The sequence below is a fragment of the Pseudomonas neuropathica genome, assembly GCF_051174785.1.
GTDB classification, from domain to species: Bacteria; Pseudomonadota; Gammaproteobacteria; order Pseudomonadales; family Pseudomonadaceae; genus Aquipseudomonas; species Aquipseudomonas neuropathica_A.
In genome coordinates this window covers 4190001-4207871 of the sequence record NZ_CP195111.1, presented here as the reverse complement: position 1 = coordinate 4207871, position 17871 = coordinate 4190001, and the positions used below count along the sequence as shown (strand labels likewise).

Here is a 17871-nt window from a genome sequence, read left to right as displayed (position 1 = left end):
TTTTTGGAGTATAGATGTGCAAACTTCTAATAAGAACGCACATATAAGCCCGTCCATCATGCAAAAAAACATCACCTCGCTAGGTTCGCTGAACTGGGACGACCTCAAGTTTTTCCTCGAAGTCGCCCGCACCCGCAAGGCCAGCACTGCTGCCAAACGGCTGGCTGTCGACTACACAACCGTGTCGCGGCGGATCAGTTCGCTGGAAGCAGCATTGGGGACCTTGCTGTTCGAAAAATCGCGGACCAGCGGCTTCGTCCTGACCACCGAAGGCCAGCGTTTGCTCGGTTATGCCGAGTCGATCGAAAGCACATTGCACATGGCCTGCGAGCAGGTGTCAGGCTCCGGCGTGGCGTTGTCCGGGCATGTGCGCATGGGTTGCACCGAAGGCTTCGGCAGCTTTTTCATCACCCCGCAGCTAAGCCACTTCGTCGACGCCTACCCGGCCATCTCGGTGGACATCCTGCCGCTGCCGCACTTCATCAGCCTGTCCAAGCGCGAGGCCGACATCGTCATCGCACTTGAGCGCCCGGAGCACGGGCCGTACGTGTGCTGCAAACTCTGCGACTACCGCTTGCAGCTCTACGCGACCCAGGATTATCTGGACCAACACCCACCGATCCGCCGCCCGGCAGACTTGGGCAAGCATCAATTCATCAGTTATGTGGATGATCTGGCGTTCAGCTCGGAGCTGCTCTACCTGGCGAACGTGCTGCCCGGCGCCAGCGCCAACTTGCGCAGCACCAGCGTGATCGCGCAGTTTGTCGCGGCGCAGCAGGGGCGCTCGCTGGCGATTCTGCCGTGCTTCCTCGCCGCGCAGGATCCGCGCCTGTTGCCGGTATTGCCGGAGGAAATCGATATTACCCGGCAGTTCTGGATGTACTGCCGAGAGGATCTGAGGAAGTTGAAGCGGATCACCTTGTTGTGGGATTACATTCGTGAGGTGACGGAGCGCAATCAGAGTCTGCTGATGGGTGAGACCCGCGACATGCAGTTCGCCGACTAGTCGGCACTGACCACAATCGACACCCGGCGGTTTTCGGTGCGACCGGCCGCCGTGTTGTTGGACGCCACCGGCTCTTTGCTGCCGAGACCCTGCAACTGGATGTTCTCTTGCTTCATGCCGACCGTGCCCAGCACGTTGGCGACACTTTTCGCACGACGCAGCGACAGTTGCTGGTTGTAGGTTTCCTTGCCCGAGGCGTCAGTGTGGCCATCGACCCGCACGCGCTCTATGCCGACCCCCAGCAGGGCCTTGCCGATGCGTTCGACGATCTCGGTGCTTTGCGGGTTCAGGCTTTCGACGTCGCTGCCAAACAGCACCTTGCCGGACAAGCCAAACTCCCAGCCCTCGTCGGTCAGCTCAAAGCCCTGTTGTTTGAGGACGGCGACTTGCACCGGGGTCAGGCCTTTTTGTGGTGCAGTCTGGCAACCGGTCAGGGCCAGTACGGCCATCAACAGCACCGCGTAAAAAGATCGAATGGACAATGTGAACACGAGAGTCAGCTCCTGGTTTGAACGGAATCGACCGGGTGCTCCGCCCCGGCCGTGAATTGGGCGCCGCGCGACAGGCGCTTGGCTTGATACATCGCCGCATCGGCGGCATCGAGCAAGGCCCCCGGCGTGGCACCATGATCGGGATAAACCGCTATGCCGATACTGAGCGAGGTCACCACACTGGTGTCACCCGGCAGCGCGATGGGCATGTCCATGCTGGCGAGGATCTTGTCGGCAATACGCTCGGCGTCTTCGACCGTGTGCAGCGGCGTGAGCAGCACGGCGAACTCGTCACCACCCAACCGCGCCACCAGATCTTCTTCGCGCAACTGCGCACGAACGCGATTGGCCACCGCCACCAGCACCGCATCACCCGCCGCGTGGCCGAAGTTGTCGTTGATGCCTTTGAAGCGGTCACTGTCGAGAAACAACACGGCAACGCGCTCATCGTGTTTGCCGGCATTGCGCAATGCGCGGATCAAGCGCCCTTCGAAAAAGGCACGGTTCGGCAGCCCGGTCAGGCTGTCGTGACTGGCCTGGTGAGCGAGGGTTTCGTTTTCGTTTTGCAGATGGGTTTGCCACGACTCCAGTTCATCGAGCAAGGCATTGAAGTCATTGCCGAGGTTGTCGAGTTCGGCGATCTGCGCTTGCGGTACGCGACGGTCCAGTGCGCGTTCGCTACGTGCGGCGTGGGCCACATTGGCCAGACTGCGCAGGGGACCGGTGATCGCGCGTAACTGGCGGCGCGCCAGGTAGAGTGCAACCCAGGCGCTGATCGCGGTACAGAGGATGATCCCCGCCAGACCGCTGAGCAGAAAGCGCATCAGGCTGCCACCATGGCCGGTGAGCAGTACACGACCGATTTCACGGTCCTGATGCTCGATCGGCAGACTGACAGGCCTTTCCAGGATGGCGCGAGTGATCTGCATTTCCAGCTCAGAGAACAAACCGTTTTCCGGGCGTTGCCAATGCGCGAGCAGTTGTCCCTGACTGTCCAGCACCTGGGCGTCAGCGACCTCTTCGGAGGAAGCAATCAGCGCCAGCGATTCATTGGCGGCGGTCTTGTCGTTGAACACCACCGCAGCTTCCACGGTGTAGCTGATCGAACGGGCGATCAAATGCAGGTTGTGATCGGCATAAACCCGTAATGCCAGTACGCCGAGCAACGTCAGCGAAACGCTGGCCATCGCCACGCCCACCAGCGCGACCGTCAAATGCCCTCGGCCAATGACCGAACCCAGCGTTGGGCGGCTATTCGATCTGAACAGGTTCATGGCGCCGCCGGTTTGCGACGCGACAATTGCAGCACGCTGGGGTGAATGCGCACGCCGCTGCGGGCAACGGAGTCGAGATTGACCTCGAAGGACACTTGTTCATCGCCAACACGCAGACAGAACAGGCTACCGACCGTGCATTGATCGCCACCTTCGCTAATGCTCAGTACCGGATGACCGATCAGCGAAGCGAACAAGCGAGTGCGTTCATCCGCCGTAAGTTTGCCGATGTACACCGCATCGCATTCGCTAACGATCGCCGGATTGTCGGCGAGCAGGCGACGTACGGTGACCGGTCGCCCCGTGGCTTGCGTGGTGCCTTTGACCAGGTCATCGGTGTATTCGGTGGGGCCGACGATGCACAGACGCAATTGCGCCGGCTCCACCGGCCAGCGCGCGTAGCTGAGAATGCCAAGAACAACCTGAGTGACAGATTTGGCCCGTTGTTCGGCCATGCCCGTCGGCGCTTGCGGCTGCGCGACAGCCGCGCCCGTCAATATCCAGAGCAGAGCAACAAGCAACGCGTGCTTGCAGACAACTACGCGCTCTGTCGCCCAGACAGACACCTTCATGCAGGGATTCTCTTGGATCGTAGCGAAATGATGCCGCAACGATAGCACAGCAGTGAAACGCCAGCGAGACAGCGACCTCTGACCGGTTGGTCAGTAATCGCCGCCAATCACCGGGATTCTCACCTCTGAGGCAATGCGCCCCCCTCCAGTTCCAGCATCAGCCCACTCAGGCGTTTGACCTTGCGCTGCACCGCTTCTTCAAACACGCCGGATCGGGATTCGATCAAGGTGAACCAATGCTTGGCCCGGGTAATGCCGGTGTAGATCAATTCTTTGGTCAGCACCGGGTTCAAGGCATCGGGCAGAATCAGCGCCGTATGGGCAAACTCCGAGCCTTGGGATTTGTGCACCGTCATCGCGTAGACGGTTTCGACGTCGTTGAGCCGGCTCGGCAATACAAAGCGCACGCCGCCCTGACCATCGTTGCGCGGGAATGCCACGCGTAATACCGGCTTGCCTGCATCAGGTCCTTCGCGCTCGGGCAGTTTGAGGGCGATCCCGATATCGCCGTTCATCAGGCCCAGACCGTAATCATTACGTGTCATCAAGACCGGACGGCCTTCGTACCATTGCTGATCGTTTTCGATCAGTCGTGCTTTGAGCAGCGCTGCGGTGATGCGATCATTCAGCCCCTCGACACCCCACGGCCCTTTGCGCACGGCACACAACAACTGGAACGTGTCGAACGCCTGCAGGACTTCGCGGGCCCAAATGACCCAGTCCGGATGTTCCAGTGGCCTGTCCGACGGTGGGCGCTGATTGCGCAGCACACTCAGGTAATGGCGGTAGCCCTGTGGGCCGTCGCCATGTCCCTCAAGCAACAGACGCTCGAGCTTGTGATCGTGCTCGCCCTTGAGCGGCAACGAATACACATCGTCGTAGTGCCCGGTCGTGAGCAACTGCCGCGCTTCATCCGGCAACTGTTGGTTGACCCGACGCGCGAGCTGACCGATTCCACTACCCTCGCCGAAGCGCCGTGAGTGGCGCAGCATCACCACTTGCTGAGCCAGCGGGTGAGAACCATCGGTGTCCTCATGCAAGCCGCTGCCCTGCAACGACTCACCGCTGACTGACTCCAGCCACTGGCGCGTCTGCGGGCTGTACCAGCCACCTTCGGCGTCTCGGCACAAATCCCCGAGCACCGCGCCGGCCTCCACAGAAGCCAATTGATCCTTGTCGCCGAGCAATACCAGTCGAGCATGGGTGGGCAAGGCATCCAGCAGGTTGGCCATCATTTCCAGGTCGATCATCGAGGCCTCGTCGACTACCAGCACGTCCAGTGGCAGGCGGTTTCCGGCGTGGTGACGGAAGTGGCGGGTGCCGGGACGACTGCCCAACAGACGATGCACGGTGGTGACGTCGCAAGGGATTTTCGCCCGCACCGCTTCGCTGACTTCCAGCGACTGCACTTGCTGGCTGATGGACTCGGTCAACCGCGCCGCAGCCTTGCCTGTCGGTGCCGCCAGACGAATCCGCAGCGGATGACCGGTGGCGACTGCCGGTGCTTGAAGCAAGGCCAGCAAACGCACCACAGTGGTGGTTTTGCCAGTGCCCGGCCCGCCAGTGACAATGCTGAAGGCGCCGCGAGTGGCGAGGGCGCAGGCGAGCTTCTGCCAGTCGATCACTGCTCCCGCCTTGGCTGATCCGAACAGCTCACTCAGTCGCTGCGGCAGATCGTCCGGCGTCGGCTCAACCTGCTGCAGACGCTGACGCAACGCCGTATCAATCCGTCGTTCGTAGGCCCAGTAGCGTCGCAAGTACAGGCGCTTGCCCGACAACACCAGCGGGCGCTGCTGTGCCGAATCACTGCTATCCGCCGCCAGTGCGACCAGAGAACTGCCCGCCAGAACCTTGCACCAATGCGCACCATCAAGCGCCTCGAGCAATTGCGAAGGCAGCAGCAACACACCACCTTGCACGTCCCCTTCGGGCGGCAGCGACAGCGCGAAGTCGGGAGCTTTCAGGGTCTCGTACAGATCGAGACAGACATGACCGTGGCCAAGTTGATGGCTGGTCAGGGCGGCCGCGAGCAACACCAGCGGATCCGTGTCGCGCTCAAGTTCGTGCAGGAAGCCGACAAACGCTTTATCCAGCGCACGCAGCCAGCCGCGCTCTACCCAACGAGTCAGCAATATCAACAGGTCGTCGGCACTGGTCAGTGGCGACAGCCTCGACAGACTGTCGGCTGCCAGCGGTGTCGGGAGCAGGTCGGCAAAAGTGCGGCTCATAGCAGGACTCCCTGTTCCCAGGCGGGTTCGATCTTGGGTTCGGGTTTTCCTTGAAACATTCGGTCGAGACGTTCGATCAGTTCACGGGGCGGACGAACAAAATACACACCGCGACTGTCCGCGCGGGTGCCGCGCAGGAACAGATACAACGCGCCGCCGACATGCCGGTCGTAATCGTAATCAGGCAGCCGTGCCTTGAGCTGGCGATGCAACGCCAACAGGTACAGCACGTATTGCAGGTCATAGCGGTTGTCGAGGATCGACTGTTCCATGGCTTGCTCGGTGTAGGCCAGATCATCCACGCCAAGCCAGTTGGATTTGTAGTCCGCCACGTAGTAGCGACCTTGGTGTTCGAAGGTCAGGTCGATGAAACCTTTGAACATGCCGTTGAGCTGCACCGATTCTGCCGCCACGCGGGCCACGCCCCTGTGAGTGTGCTGACGCACCAGTTCGTCGAGTTTGAGCACATCGACTTTATGGCTGGCGAACCAGAACTCCATCTCGACCCGGTATTGCTTCAGTTGCTCAAGAACAACCGGCGGTTGCCCGCCAGCGATCGGCAATGGCGATGTGAGCAAATGCTGTAGCCAGTCACTCAGGGTGGTGATCCAGCCTTCCCAGCCACGCAGGTTGCAGCGCCGGGCAATTGCATCTTCCAGCGCCTCGCGGGTAACGGCAAAGCCGTCATCACCGGCCCATTCCAGCAAACCGTGGAGAAACGTTCCCGGATTGGGGCCTCGCGGGAAGCGATGAATATCGGCGCCGCCGGCAATGATTTCTCGGGGGGCGTCGGGGTCGAGGCGTTCATCATCAAACAGCTTTTGCGCCTGCGGGCTGTCCGGCGCTTCATCGCTGCCGACACTCAATACGTCGCTGATGCGCAATGCGCTGTAGGAAGCGATCCACCAGTTTTCACTGGCCTTGCGCCTGGGCACCAGCGTGGCGCGCAGCACGGCGTCATTGCGTGGCGGCTGGTAATGCTCGTCGGTGGGTTGTGGCATCTCATCGATGTCGATGGCCGGGCAGTCGTGTTGCAGGTCTTGCAGCCAGCGTTTCAGTTCGCTGGACTCGCCCAGAGAAACGCCACCGCCGAGCAGATAGCCCAGCGCCGATAGGTGCAGAACCGAGCTGTTGTTATTGCCCCGTTTGAGATCCGTCACGCCCAACCAGCAGGCATGCTGCGCGCGCGTCAGGGCAACGTAGAGCAAGCGCAGGTCTTCGGCCAGACGCTCATCGTCCGCTTGCGCTATCAGCTCGGCGGTCGGCTTGAGGCTTATCTGAGCCTTGCCCGCAGCATCGTGGTAATGCAGCGGCAAGCGGCTACCATCCACCGGTTTAGCCGAGCAAATGAACGGCAGGAACACCAGTGGATACTCAAGGCCTTTTGACTTGTGAATGGTCACGACTTTGACCAGTTGTTCGTCACTTTCCAGACGCAGAATCTGCTCTTCGCCAGCCTGGCCGGACACTGCCAGCAGTTCGGCCAGATGACGAATCAGCGCTTGTTCACCGTCCAGTTCCGCAGCCGCTTGCTGCATCAGTTCCGACAGATGCAAAAGGTTGGTCAGTACACGCTCGCCATCCGTGCGTGTCATCAAGGTTTGCGGCAGATGGAAGTCGTGCAGCAGACGCCGCAACATCGGCAGCACGCCTTGTTTGCGCCATAACTCGCGATAGCCACGGAACTGCATGACCCGGGTTTCCCATACCAGCTCGTCCTGGTTCAGACGTTCCAGCTCGGCCAATGGCAGGTTCAGGGTGATACAGGCCAACGCGGCTTTCAGGGAACGTTCGACATCCGGCTCGGCACAGGCCTTGAGCCAGGACAACAGGTCGTGGGCTTCTTGCGCCGCGAATACCGAATCCTTGTCCGACAGGTAAACACTGCGTACGCCGCGGGCGGCGAGTTCACCACGTACTGCCTGGGCTTCTTTGCCGTCGCGCACGAGAATAGCGATGTCGGACGGCCGCAGACCTCTGAAGTCTTTGCCGTCCTGAGTGAATCCTGCGCTAGCGTTTTGCCCACCATTGAGCAACGCGGTGATTTCGCTGGCGCATGCCGCTGCCAACTGCTGGCGATAGACAACGCCCGACAGTGGCTGGTCGCCAGGCAAGTGCCAGATATTCAACGCCGCGACATCTCGCCCGGCCACCTGCAGTCGTTCCTTGCGCCCTTGGGATTCCACGGGAAGGAACGGCACCGGATTGTCGCCGTTTTTCTCGCGGAACAAAAACGCGCCACGGCCCAGCTCTCGGGACTCGGCACGTGCGAATACATGATTGACCGCGTTGACCATGCCGTGGCTGGAGCGAAAGTTGGTGCCCAGCGTATGCAGCCGGCCAGTAGTGGCCTGACGCGCGCGCAGGTAAGTGTAGATGTCTGCACCGCGAAAAGCGTAGATCGCCTGCTTCGGATCACCGATCAGAAACAGCCCGGTGTCAGGACTGTTGTCTTCGATGCGATAGATACTTTCGAAGATCCGGTACTGCACCGGGTCGGTGTCCTGGAATTCGTCAATCAGCGCGACCGGAAACTGCTCGCGAATCAACGTCGCAAGACGTTCGCCACCGTCGGATTGCAGAGCGGCATCCAGGCGCAAGAGCATGTCGTCGAAACCCATCTCGGCGCGACGCCGCTTCTCTTCTTCAAAGCGTGTGCCTACCCATTTGGCGGCATGTTGCAGCACAGCGGCATCAGGGGTCGGCAATGCATCGAGGCTCGACTTGAGTTTTGGCATGGCGTCCAGACCCGGATGGCTCGGGGGCTGACCTTTCCACGCTTCGGCCATGCCGTCGGGGGTCAGTCGGGTGAAGCCGGTGCCGATATCGAGTTGCTCGAGGGACTCGTCCTCAGCCCACGCCTTGAGCTTCTCGAACCAGGGTTCAAAGTAACGCGCCTGCATCTTGCGGCCATCGACGGTCTTGCTGGCGACGCCCTGGTGACAGATGGCGAGTAACTCGTCTGCCCACTGGCGCCAGGGCATTTTCAGTTCGATCAGCGCCGCGCGGCGTTCTTGCAGACATTCATCGATCATCTGCGCAGGGGCCTTGCCCTCGTCGCTGTCGCGCTCACTGGCGAACAGGCCGCGTACGCGAGGCAACAAGGCCGCCGGCCCGCCCCAGTTGCTGCGCACCCAATTCAAGGCGTCGCCCTGCATCGGGTAACAGAACAGCCGCCAGTAATCTCGCAACACTTCGCCGAGCAAGTCGCTGTGATCGGTTTCCAGGGATTGGGTGAACAAGCTGCCGCTATCGAACGCGTGCTCACGCAGCATGCGCTGACACCAACTGTGGATGGTCGAAACGGCGGCCTCGTCCATCCATTGCGCAGCGACATCGAGGCGGCTGGCACAGCCGGGCCATTGTTGAGTGTCGAATTGATCACGCAATTCGGCGATCAGTGCATCGGGGGCGGGCGTTTCGTTACGGAAGAATCGAGCGGCCTCAGCCAGACGCGTGCGTATGCGCTCACGCAGCTCCTTGGTCGCGGCATCGGTGAAGGTCACGACGAGAATCTGTGGCGGTAGCAGCTCACGACCGAACCTGCTCGACTCGTCACCATGCCCCAGGATGAGCCGCAAATACAAAGCAGAGATGGTGAAGGTTTTACCAGTCCCGGCACTGGCTTCGATCAACTGGCTGCCACGCAGGGGGAATGCCAGAGCAAGCGGTGTTTTCGTGCTCATCAGCGCGCCCCTTCGCTGGAGAGTGATTGCCATGGTGCTTCAAAGAGTGGGCGATACAGGGCGTCACACCAACCGGAGAACGTTTCGTCCTCAAGCAATGCATCGAAGTTGGCGTATTGGCGGGACAGTGCAGGACTCTCGCGGCGCTCGCCTTCGCTGGTCTGCCCGTCCCCCTCATAGGCTTTGCGGGCGGCCGCTTCGGCCTTCAGCGGCTCGGTCTGAGAGAGCCACGCGAAAGCGGTTTTTACTGCGATCGGCAGTGGCTGTCGCATGCCGGCCTGCCAGGCGAGGAGCAAATCGCCGAGAAAACGTATAGCCCGATCTGGTTCCATGGGTTCAAGCAGCAATGTGTCGTCGCTGGCCACCAACGCGGTGGTCAGGGACAACCCGCTGGCGCAGGCCACCAGATGATCGACCCAAGGCTTGGTCAGGCGATGCCATTTGCGACTCTTGATCGAGCCAATGCTGTTGGGAATGGTCGTGACGGACAACAGGCCATCGTCGGCGCGTTGATGCAAACCGGCGAGCCAGCCTTCAAGGCGCACGCCCTGCAATTCAAGATTGACGGGGATCGCACTGCTCAATGGCTTTGGCCAGAGCGTGAGCAGTTGTTGATAACGTTGCAGCAAATCCGGCAGAGGCTCGATCAGCTCCCGTTGCAAACACTCGCCAAACCCGGCCATTGGCAACAGGCCGCTGTTTTGCAGACGCCGGGCCTGGGCAGTCAGAGCCTGATCGACATTGTCCGGTTGCCGGAGAGCGGCTTCGAGCAGGCTGTCGCTCAGCGTGTAACGCTGCAATGCGTCCAGCACGAAAGGTTCTTCATCGGCCAGCGGTGCTTCGGCGGCTTCGAAATACACCTTGAGGCGCTGGGTGAAAAAGTGCCGAACCGGGTTGCGCAAAAAGTCCTGCAACAACGCCAGGCTCAATGGTTCTTCTTGCACATAAGGGGTCAGTAACTGCCCTTCGTTTTGAGGCGCCTGCTGTTGATGCAGAACCTGCCATTCGCTGGCATAGCTGAAGAGTTGATCGCCTTCATGAAAGTAGCGCGCACTAAACGGTTGCAGTGGATGCTCTTGCGTCATGGCACCCAACAGATCGCCGCTTTCGTCGAGCAATCGCCAACCGCTGGCGAGGTGATCGCGCAACTGGCCAATCAACACGGAAGCCGGTCGCTCACTGTTGTCGCGAATGCTGCGACCGACCCAACTGATGTAGAGCTGATGACGTGCCGACAGAAGCGCCTCGAGCAAAAGATAACGGTCGTCTTCACGCCGCGAACGATCTCCCGGGCGGTAATCGCTGCCCATGAGGTCGAAGTCCAGAGGAGGCTGCGCACGGGGATAGTCGCCGTCGTTCATCCCCAGCAGACAGACCAGTTTGAATGGAATGGCGCGCATAGGCATCAGCGTACAAAAATTCACGGCACCGGCCAGAAAGCGCTGAGACAAACGCCCCTGATCCAGCCCCGCGAGCCAGGCTTCGCGAACGACTGTGAGTGGCAGCTCATCCGCCAGACCTACCGTCTCACACGTTTCCAGCCAGGTTTCGCGCAGCTCTTCGAGCTGCGCCAACAAGTAATCGTCATGCTCGTTGCTGGCTTTGAAGAACAGTTGCATCAGCGCTTGCAATCGATAGCCCCACTCGTTTGGCTGAGCGGGTTGGGTAAGCTGTTGATGGGCGAGTTCCAAGGCATCGAGCAGAGCCACCAACGGCCCGATCAGGGCGGCGTCGAGTCCGCCGATTTCATCGTAGGGTTCAATCCCTTCACACGCGTTGGCGCTGCCGACGGCATAGCCCAAGAGCATGCGGCGCAGACCGAAATGCCAGCTGTTTTGCTCAAGCTCGTCGGGTAACCCCAGGCCCGCTCGTTGCTCCGCATTCATTCCCCAACGCACACCCGCACCTTCGATCCAGCGGTGCAGTGTCGGCAGGTCGCGTTCCTCCACGCCAAAACGTGCTCGAAGTGCGGGAACGTCGAGCAAGTCGAGGATTTCACTGACCGGAAAACGACTGTCGGGAAGCTTGAGCAAGTGTTCGACCGCGATAAGCAATGGATCACGACCACGCTGCCCCTGATCCGCCAGGGTGAAAGGGATGAACCGCGGATCATGGCGATCGAGCTGACCAAACACCGCACGAATATGCGGTGCATAGCTATCGATGTCAGGCACCATCACGATCACATCGCGAGGACGCAGATCCGGGTTGGCGCTGAAGCGCGCCAAGAGCTGGTCATGCAGTATTTCGACTTCACGCTGAGCGCTATGGGCAATGTGAAAACGGATCGACTCATCACTTGTCAAATCGACAGCGGGCCAGTGTTCGCGAGTCTCGATGAGTGGGCGCAGTTCGAGGATGTCGTCCTGGAGCTGATTGAGCAGGTTGTGTGGCGGGGTGTCGCTGAACAGGTCTATACGACCGTCGCGAAAAGCCGCTCGATAGCTATTGGGATCGTCATAACTGTCGAGCAGGTTGATGTAGTCCCGCCCTTGTTTGCCCCATGCAGCCAACAGTGGATGGGCGTGTTGATGAAGTGCATCAGGGTCCAGCACTGCGGGCATTCCGGTCTTGCGCGATTGTCGTTTGTACTGGTGCCGCAACAGATCCTTGTCGGCGACAATATCGGCCCAGTGATGACGGCACGGGTTATGTACACACAGCAGGACCTGGCTGAAACGCGCAAGCCCGGCCAGCGCCTCAAGCACTTGGGCGGGCAGCGAAGAAATCCCGAAAACAATCACTCGTGAAGGCAATCCCGCAGGAGCCTTGGCGAGGTTGTTGATGCGCTCGATAAACCGCTGGTGAACGCCGGCACGACTCTGCGCCATACCTTGCTCGCCTACGTCATCCAGCAGCGCACGCCACAGTTCTGCCTGCCAGCAACTGGTCGGGGGCAGTGGTTTTACCTCACCTCTGACATTGCGCAATTGATGCCGGCCTTCTGCCCAGTCTTCAAGCCAGTCAGCCCGGTACACCTGATATTGGTCGAACAGATCCGCCAGGCGTTCGGACAATTGATAGCGCTTGCGCAGATCGGTGTCATGGGTGAAGAAGCGTTGTAGCGGCTCAAAATGCGCACGATCAATGACTTGTGGAAGCAGGCGCATGAGGCGCCAGGTCAACGGGGCTTTATCGAGAAGGGATTTGGGAGGAATTTCATCTCGGCCCAGCACCATGCGGTACAACTGCCACATGAAACTGCCCGGCAGTTGCACATCAATCGCTGCGGCAATACCGCAACCGCCAAGGTCGTCTTCCTCAGGGTCTTCGGCCAAGGCCAATTTGAGCCATTGGGCAATGCCGTTGCTCTGCACGAGCGCAATTTCGTTTTCCAGGGGAGCCAGCGGATAGCGCCGCATGATGCTGATCACAAGGCTGCGCAGTTCGTCCAGGCTGTTGCTCTGGACGACCATGAATGCAGCGTTGAGGGACTGAGCGTCCGGCATAAAGTATTCCTTGGAAAGTACGAAAGCCAGGGCAGAACCTTAGCATTGTCGGCAGGTTGTGACAGCCGGACGTAAGCGTATGGCGATCACGCCTTGCAACCAGTTACATTTCTACTGGTGGCGATTTTAATCTGGCCGTCAAAGCTTTTTGCTCATGAAAACACGACTCGCACCTTCTGGGTCACAGGCTATTTCCCCAAAACGTATCCACCCGTTTTTTTCGTAAAAACCAGGTGCCTGGAAGCTAATGGTGTAAAGCACGGCAGAGCGACATCCCCGGCTACGCGCCTCATCCTCGAACGCTCTCAGGACTTTCGTCCCTAAACCCGATCCACGGAGAGAGTCTGGAAGATGAAAGAGATCGAGAAACGCCAGCCCTAGAGACGATCTTCCGATGATTCCTCCCAAGGCCTCTTTCGTATTGGGGTCTCTGACAATCACCGTCAGTGGACTGCGATCATTTGAGCCAGTTATCTGATCATTGAATGCATCCAAACCAAGGCTAATTGCTTCCTCAAGCTCGGGATTTGGCTCATTACCAACCACGATGAGATTCGTTTTCATGATTTTTCTATCCGTCCTTGTTTTAAGTCATGAGCCTCTGCCGAGCCCATCTTAAATGAGTTACGCACGCATCCAGTTATGAGGCAACACCTCGGTAATCTCACTCGCCCGCTGCGTCGGCAGGCGATTGAGGACGTCTTTTTTAGTACGCATATGGATCATGCCCATTGAGTCGTACTGATTGGAGCAGACTCATTATTGCAGCCGCGCGCTTGCCGCTGCGTAAAGAGCCTGCAAACAGCCAGTTTGAACGCCCAAGTGCCCACGGCCGGATTTGATTTTCGCACCAGTTGTTATCGATGGGCACAGCACCATCATCGAGATAGCGCGTCAGTGCTATCCAGCGTTTGATGCTGTAATCCAAGGCTTTGGCCATGGCCGATCCCTCCGGCACAAGCTGCCTTTGCGCGATCATCCAGGTATGAAGTACGACGATGATTGGCGCAGCTTTCTCTCGCCGTATTCGATGTCGGTCACCGGGTTCCAGTTCGTGAACCTCTCGCTCAACTTCGTACAAGGCCGCGATGTAGTGCAGTGCTTTTTCGGCGATTTGGCTCTTGTTGGTCGCGTGCAGGTCGAAGAACTTGCGCCGTGCATGGGCCATGCGGCCGATCTCCGTAACGCCCAGCTCAAATCCTGCCTTGTAGCCAGCGAAGTCATCGCAGACCAGCTTGCTGGCGCTCGACAGTGAAGACGCCAGGTTTGTAGTCGAGCTCTTCGCTGGCGCATGCGTTTGGACCTTGGGCTCTAACGTCAAAGGAATGAACGCTGGCAGATGTTTACCGCCCAGCTCACTGTAAAGCGGTATCTATTTGCGCACCAGATTGGCGTTGATGCCGTGGCCCAGCGCAGCGCTTGCGATAGATGCACCAGGCTGCAAACATTCCTGGACGACGTGGGCTTTGAAAGATTTGAGGTAAGAGTGTCGTTGTGGCATGACGATCCGCTTAATGGGCTAAAAATGGTGTCCACTTGAATAGGTGTCCACCATCGCCGTAAGCGTTGGAGTCAGGAAGGTGTATTGGCCGGACGCTTACAGCCGGACGGCGTCCGTGAATGCTGTACGAACTTTTCTACAGGCAAAACAAAACCCCAACTGCTTTCGCAATTGGGGTTTCGGAATTTAATCTTGACGATGACCTACTCTCACATGGGGAAACCCCACACTACCATCGGCGATGCATCGTTTCACTGCTGAGTTCGGGATGGGATCAGGTGGTTCCAACGCTCTATGGTCGTCAAGAAATTCGGGTACCGAGTCGTGGCCAGATGGCCTCGCTTCAGCAAATTGGGTATGTGACAGCTGGTGCTTTGTGAGTCTTTCGAACTTTCGGTTCATTTCGTCTTCACACACCGCAATCTGGTGCTCTCTCGCTTTTCAGCTTGAAGCATGCAAATTGCTTGGGTGTTATATGGTCAAGCCTCACGGGCAATTAGTATTGGTTAGCTCAACGCCTCACAGCGCTTACACACCCAACCTATCAACGTCGTAGTCTTCGACGGCCCTTCAGGGAACTCAAGGTTCCAGTGAGATCTCATCTTGAGGCAAGTTTCCCGCTTAGATGCTTTCAGCGGTTATCTTTCCCGAACATAGCTACCCGGCAATGCCACTGGCGTGACAACCGGAACACCAGAGGTTCGTCCACTCCGGTCCTCTCGTACTAGGAGCAGCCCCTCTCAAATCTCAAACGTCCACGGCAGATAGGGACCGAACTGTCTCACGACGTTCTAAACCCAGCTCGCGTACCACTTTAAATGGCGAACAGCCATACCCTTGGGACCGGCTTCAGCCCCAGGATGTGATGAGCCGACATCGAGGTGCCAAACACCGCCGTCGATATGAACTCTTGGGCGGTATCAGCCTGTTATCCCCGGAGTACCTTTTATCCGTTGAGCGATGGCCCTTCCATACAGAACCACCGGATCACTAAGACCTACTTTCGTACCTGCTCGACGTGTCTGTCTCGCAGTCAAGCGCGCTTTTGCCTTTATACTCTACGACCGATTTCCGACCGGTCTGAGCGCACCTTCGTACTCCTCCGTTACTCTTTAGGAGGAGACCGCCCCAGTCAAACTACCCACCATACACTGTCCTCGATCCGGATAACGGACCTGAGTTAGAACCTCAAAGTTGCCAGGGTGGTATTTCAAGGATGGCTCCACGCGAACTGGCGTCCACGCTTCAAAGCCTCCCACCTATCCTACACAAGCAAATTCAAAGTCCAGTGCAAAGCTATAGTAAAGGTTCACGGGGTCTTTCCGTCTAGCCGCGGATACACTGCATCTTCACAGCGATTTCAATTTCACTGAGTCTCGGGTGGAGACAGCGCCGCCATCGTTACGCCATTCGTGCAGGTCGGAACTTACCCGACAAGGAATTTCGCTACCTTAGGACCGTTATAGTTACGGCCGCCGTTTACCGGGGCTTCGATCAAGAGCTTCGCGTTAGCTAACCCCATCAATTAACCTTCCGGCACCGGGCAGGCGTCACACCCTATACGTCCACTTTCGTGTTTGCAGAGTGCTGTGTTTTTAATAAACAGTCGCAGCGGCCTGGTATCTTCGACCGGCATGAGCTTACGGAGCAAGTCCTTCACCCTCACCGGCGCACCTTCTCCCGAAGTTACGGTGCCATTTTGCCTAGTTCCTTCACCCGAGTTCTCTCAAGCGCCTTGGTATTCTCTACCCAACCACCTGTGTCGGTTTGGGGTACGGTTCCTGGTTACCTGAAGCTTAGAAGCTTTTCTTGGAAGCATGGCATCAACCACTTCGTGTTCTAAAAGAACACTCGTCATCAGCTCTCGGCCTTAAGATCCCGGATTTACCTAAGATCTCAGCCTACCACCTTAAACTTGGACAACCAACGCCAAGCTGGCCTAGCCTTCTCCGTCCCTCCATCGCAATAACCAGAAGTACAGGAATATTAACCTGTTTTCCATCGACTACGCTTTTCAGCCTCGCCTTAGGGACCGACTAACCCTGCGTCGATTAACGTTGCGCAGGAAACCTTGGTCTTTCGGCGTGGGTGTTTTTCACACCCATTGTCGTTACTCATGTCAGCATTCGCACTTCTGATACCTCCAGCAAGCTTCTCAACTCACCTTCACAGGCTTACAGAACGCTCCTCTACCGCATCATCCGAAGATGATACCCGTAGCTTCGGTGTATGGTTTGAGCCCCGTTACATCTTCCGCGCAGGCCGACTCGACTAGTGAGCTATTACGCTTTCTTTAAAGGGTGGCTGCTTCTAAGCCAACCTCCTAGCTGTCTAAGCCTTCCCACATCGTTTCCCACTTAACCATAACTTTGGGACCTTAGCTGACGGTCTGGGTTGTTTCCCTTTTCACGACGGACGTTAGCACCCGCCGTGTGTCTCCCATGCTCGGCACTTGTAGGTATTCGGAGTTTGCATCGGTTTGGTAAGTCGGGATGACCCCCTAGCCGAAACAGTGCTCTACCCCCTACAGTGATACATGAGGCGCTACCTAAATAGCTTTCGAGGAGAACCAGCTATCTCCGAGCTTGATTAGCCTTTCACTCCGATCCACAGGTCATCCGCTAACTTTTCAACGGTAGTCGGTTCGGTCCTCCAGTTAGTGTTACCCAACCTTCAACCTGCCCATGGATAGATCGCCCGGTTTCGGGTCTATTCCCAGCGACTAGACGCCCTATTAAGACTCGCTTTCGCTACGCCTCCCCTATTCGGTTAAGCTCGCCACTGAAAATAAGTCGCTGACCCATTATACAAAAGGTACGCAGTCACAGAACAAAGTCTGCTCCCACTGCTTGTACGCATACGGTTTCAGGATCTATTTCACTCCCCTCTCCGGGGTTCTTTTCGCCTTTCCCTCACGGTACTAGTTCACTATCGGTCAGTCAGTAGTATTTAGCCTTGGAGGATGGTCCCCCCATATTCAGACAAAGTTTCTCGTGCTCCGTCCTACTCGATTTCATGACCAAGAGATTTTCGCGTACAGGGCTATCACCCACTATGGCCGCACTTTCCAGAGCGTTCCGCTAATCTCAAAGCCACTTAAGGGCTAGTCCCCGTTCGCTCGCCACTACTAAGGGAATCTCGGTTGATTTCTTTTCCTCAGGGTACTTAGATGTTTCAGTTCCCCTGGTTCGCCTCTTGCACCTATGTATTCAGTACAAGATAACCATCTTATGATGGCTGGGTTCCCCCATTCAGACATCTCCGGATCAAAGTCTGTTTGCCGACTCCCCGAAGCTTTTCGCAGGCTACCACGTCTTTCATCGCCTCTGACTGCCAAGGCATCCACCGTATGCGCTTCTTCACTTGACCATATAACCCCAAGCAATCTGGTTATACTGTGAAGACGACATTCGCCGAAAATTCGAATTTCTCAACTAAGAGAACTCACAAATTTTACCTTAGCCTGATCCGTTACCAGTGAAAGTAACGTCCAGTCTATCTTTCTATCACATACCCAAATTTTTAAAGAACGAACTAGTCAAAGACTAGAAATCAACATTCATCATCATCTTGATGGAATGCTCATTTCTAAGCTTTCAAACTTTAGAAGCAGTAGTGGTGGAGCCAAGCGGGATCGAACCGCTGACCTCCTGCGTGCAAGGCA

Annotated in this window: 9 protein-coding genes, 1 tRNA gene, 2 rRNA genes and 1 pseudogene (1 of these 13 cut by a window edge); 1 reads left to right on the top strand and 12 read right to left on the bottom strand. The window is 57.7% G+C overall.

What is annotated here, in order from left to right:
• Nucleotides 1–58: 58 nt before the first annotated feature.
• Complete coding sequence (locus tag ACRRSD_RS18950) at nt 59–1006, top strand: LysR family transcriptional regulator (RefSeq protein WP_435034672.1); 948 nt, start codon at nt 59–61, stop codon at nt 1004–1006.
• Here ACRRSD_RS18950 and ACRRSD_RS18945 read toward each other — a convergent pair.
• The 12 genes and pseudogenes from ACRRSD_RS18945 to ACRRSD_RS18890 form a co-directional block, all read right to left on the bottom strand.
• Nucleotides 1003–1455, bottom strand: coding sequence for an OmpA family protein (locus tag ACRRSD_RS18945; RefSeq protein WP_435038517.1), 453 nt, complete (start codon nt 1453–1455; stop codon nt 1003–1005). The two genes, ACRRSD_RS18950 and ACRRSD_RS18945, sit on opposite strands and share 4 nt — an antisense overlap.
• A gap of 47 nt (nt 1456–1502) precedes the next feature.
• Complete coding sequence (locus tag ACRRSD_RS18940) at nt 1503–2771, bottom strand: diguanylate cyclase domain-containing protein (RefSeq protein WP_435034671.1); 1269 nt, start codon at nt 2769–2771, stop codon at nt 1503–1505.
• Nucleotides 2768–3343 carry a YfiR family protein gene (locus ACRRSD_RS18935; RefSeq protein ID WP_038357433.1) on the bottom strand — a complete coding sequence of 192 codons (576 nt, stop codon included), beginning with the start codon at nt 3341–3343 and terminating at the stop codon, nt 2768–2770. Before ACRRSD_RS18935 ends, ACRRSD_RS18940 begins: the two co-directional genes overlap by 4 nt.
• Before the next feature lie 119 nt (nt 3344–3462).
• Nucleotides 3463–5571 (bottom strand): exodeoxyribonuclease V subunit alpha, encoded by a 2109-nt coding sequence (gene recD, locus ACRRSD_RS18930; RefSeq protein WP_435034670.1) that lies wholly within the window; start codon nt 5569–5571, stop codon nt 3463–3465.
• Nucleotides 5568–9257, bottom strand: a complete 3690-nt coding sequence (recB, locus tag ACRRSD_RS18925) for an exodeoxyribonuclease V subunit beta (protein WP_435034669.1) — start codon at nt 9255–9257, stop codon at nt 5568–5570. Before recB ends, recD begins: the two co-directional genes overlap by 4 nt.
• Nucleotides 9257–12706, bottom strand: a complete 3450-nt coding sequence (recC, locus tag ACRRSD_RS18920; RefSeq protein WP_435034667.1) for an exodeoxyribonuclease V subunit gamma — start codon at nt 12704–12706, stop codon at nt 9257–9259. Before recC ends, recB begins: the two co-directional genes overlap by 1 nt.
• A 138-nt stretch (nt 12707–12844) precedes the next feature.
• Complete coding sequence (locus tag ACRRSD_RS18915) at nt 12845–13270, bottom strand: GNAT family N-acetyltransferase (RefSeq protein ID WP_435034666.1); 426 nt, start codon at nt 13268–13270, stop codon at nt 12845–12847.
• 60 nt (nt 13271–13330) lie between these two features.
• Nucleotides 13331–13943 (bottom strand): annotated as a pseudogene (gene tnpC / locus ACRRSD_RS18910) (IS66 family transposase); the annotation flags it as partial.
• A gap of 135 nt (nt 13944–14078) precedes the next feature.
• Entirely contained in the window at nt 14079–14207 is a 129-nt protein-coding gene (locus ACRRSD_RS18905; RefSeq protein WP_435034665.1) for a transposase, read from the bottom strand.
• Between the two features lie 190 nt (nt 14208–14397).
• Nucleotides 14398–14513, bottom strand: a 5S ribosomal RNA gene (rrf, locus tag ACRRSD_RS18900).
• A gap of 169 nt (nt 14514–14682) precedes the next feature.
• Nucleotides 14683–17576, bottom strand: a 23S ribosomal RNA gene (locus tag ACRRSD_RS18895).
• Nucleotides 17577–17823: 247 nt separating this feature from the next.
• Nucleotides 17824–17871: transfer RNA gene (locus ACRRSD_RS18890), tRNA-Ala, on the bottom strand (it continues 28 nt past the right edge of the window).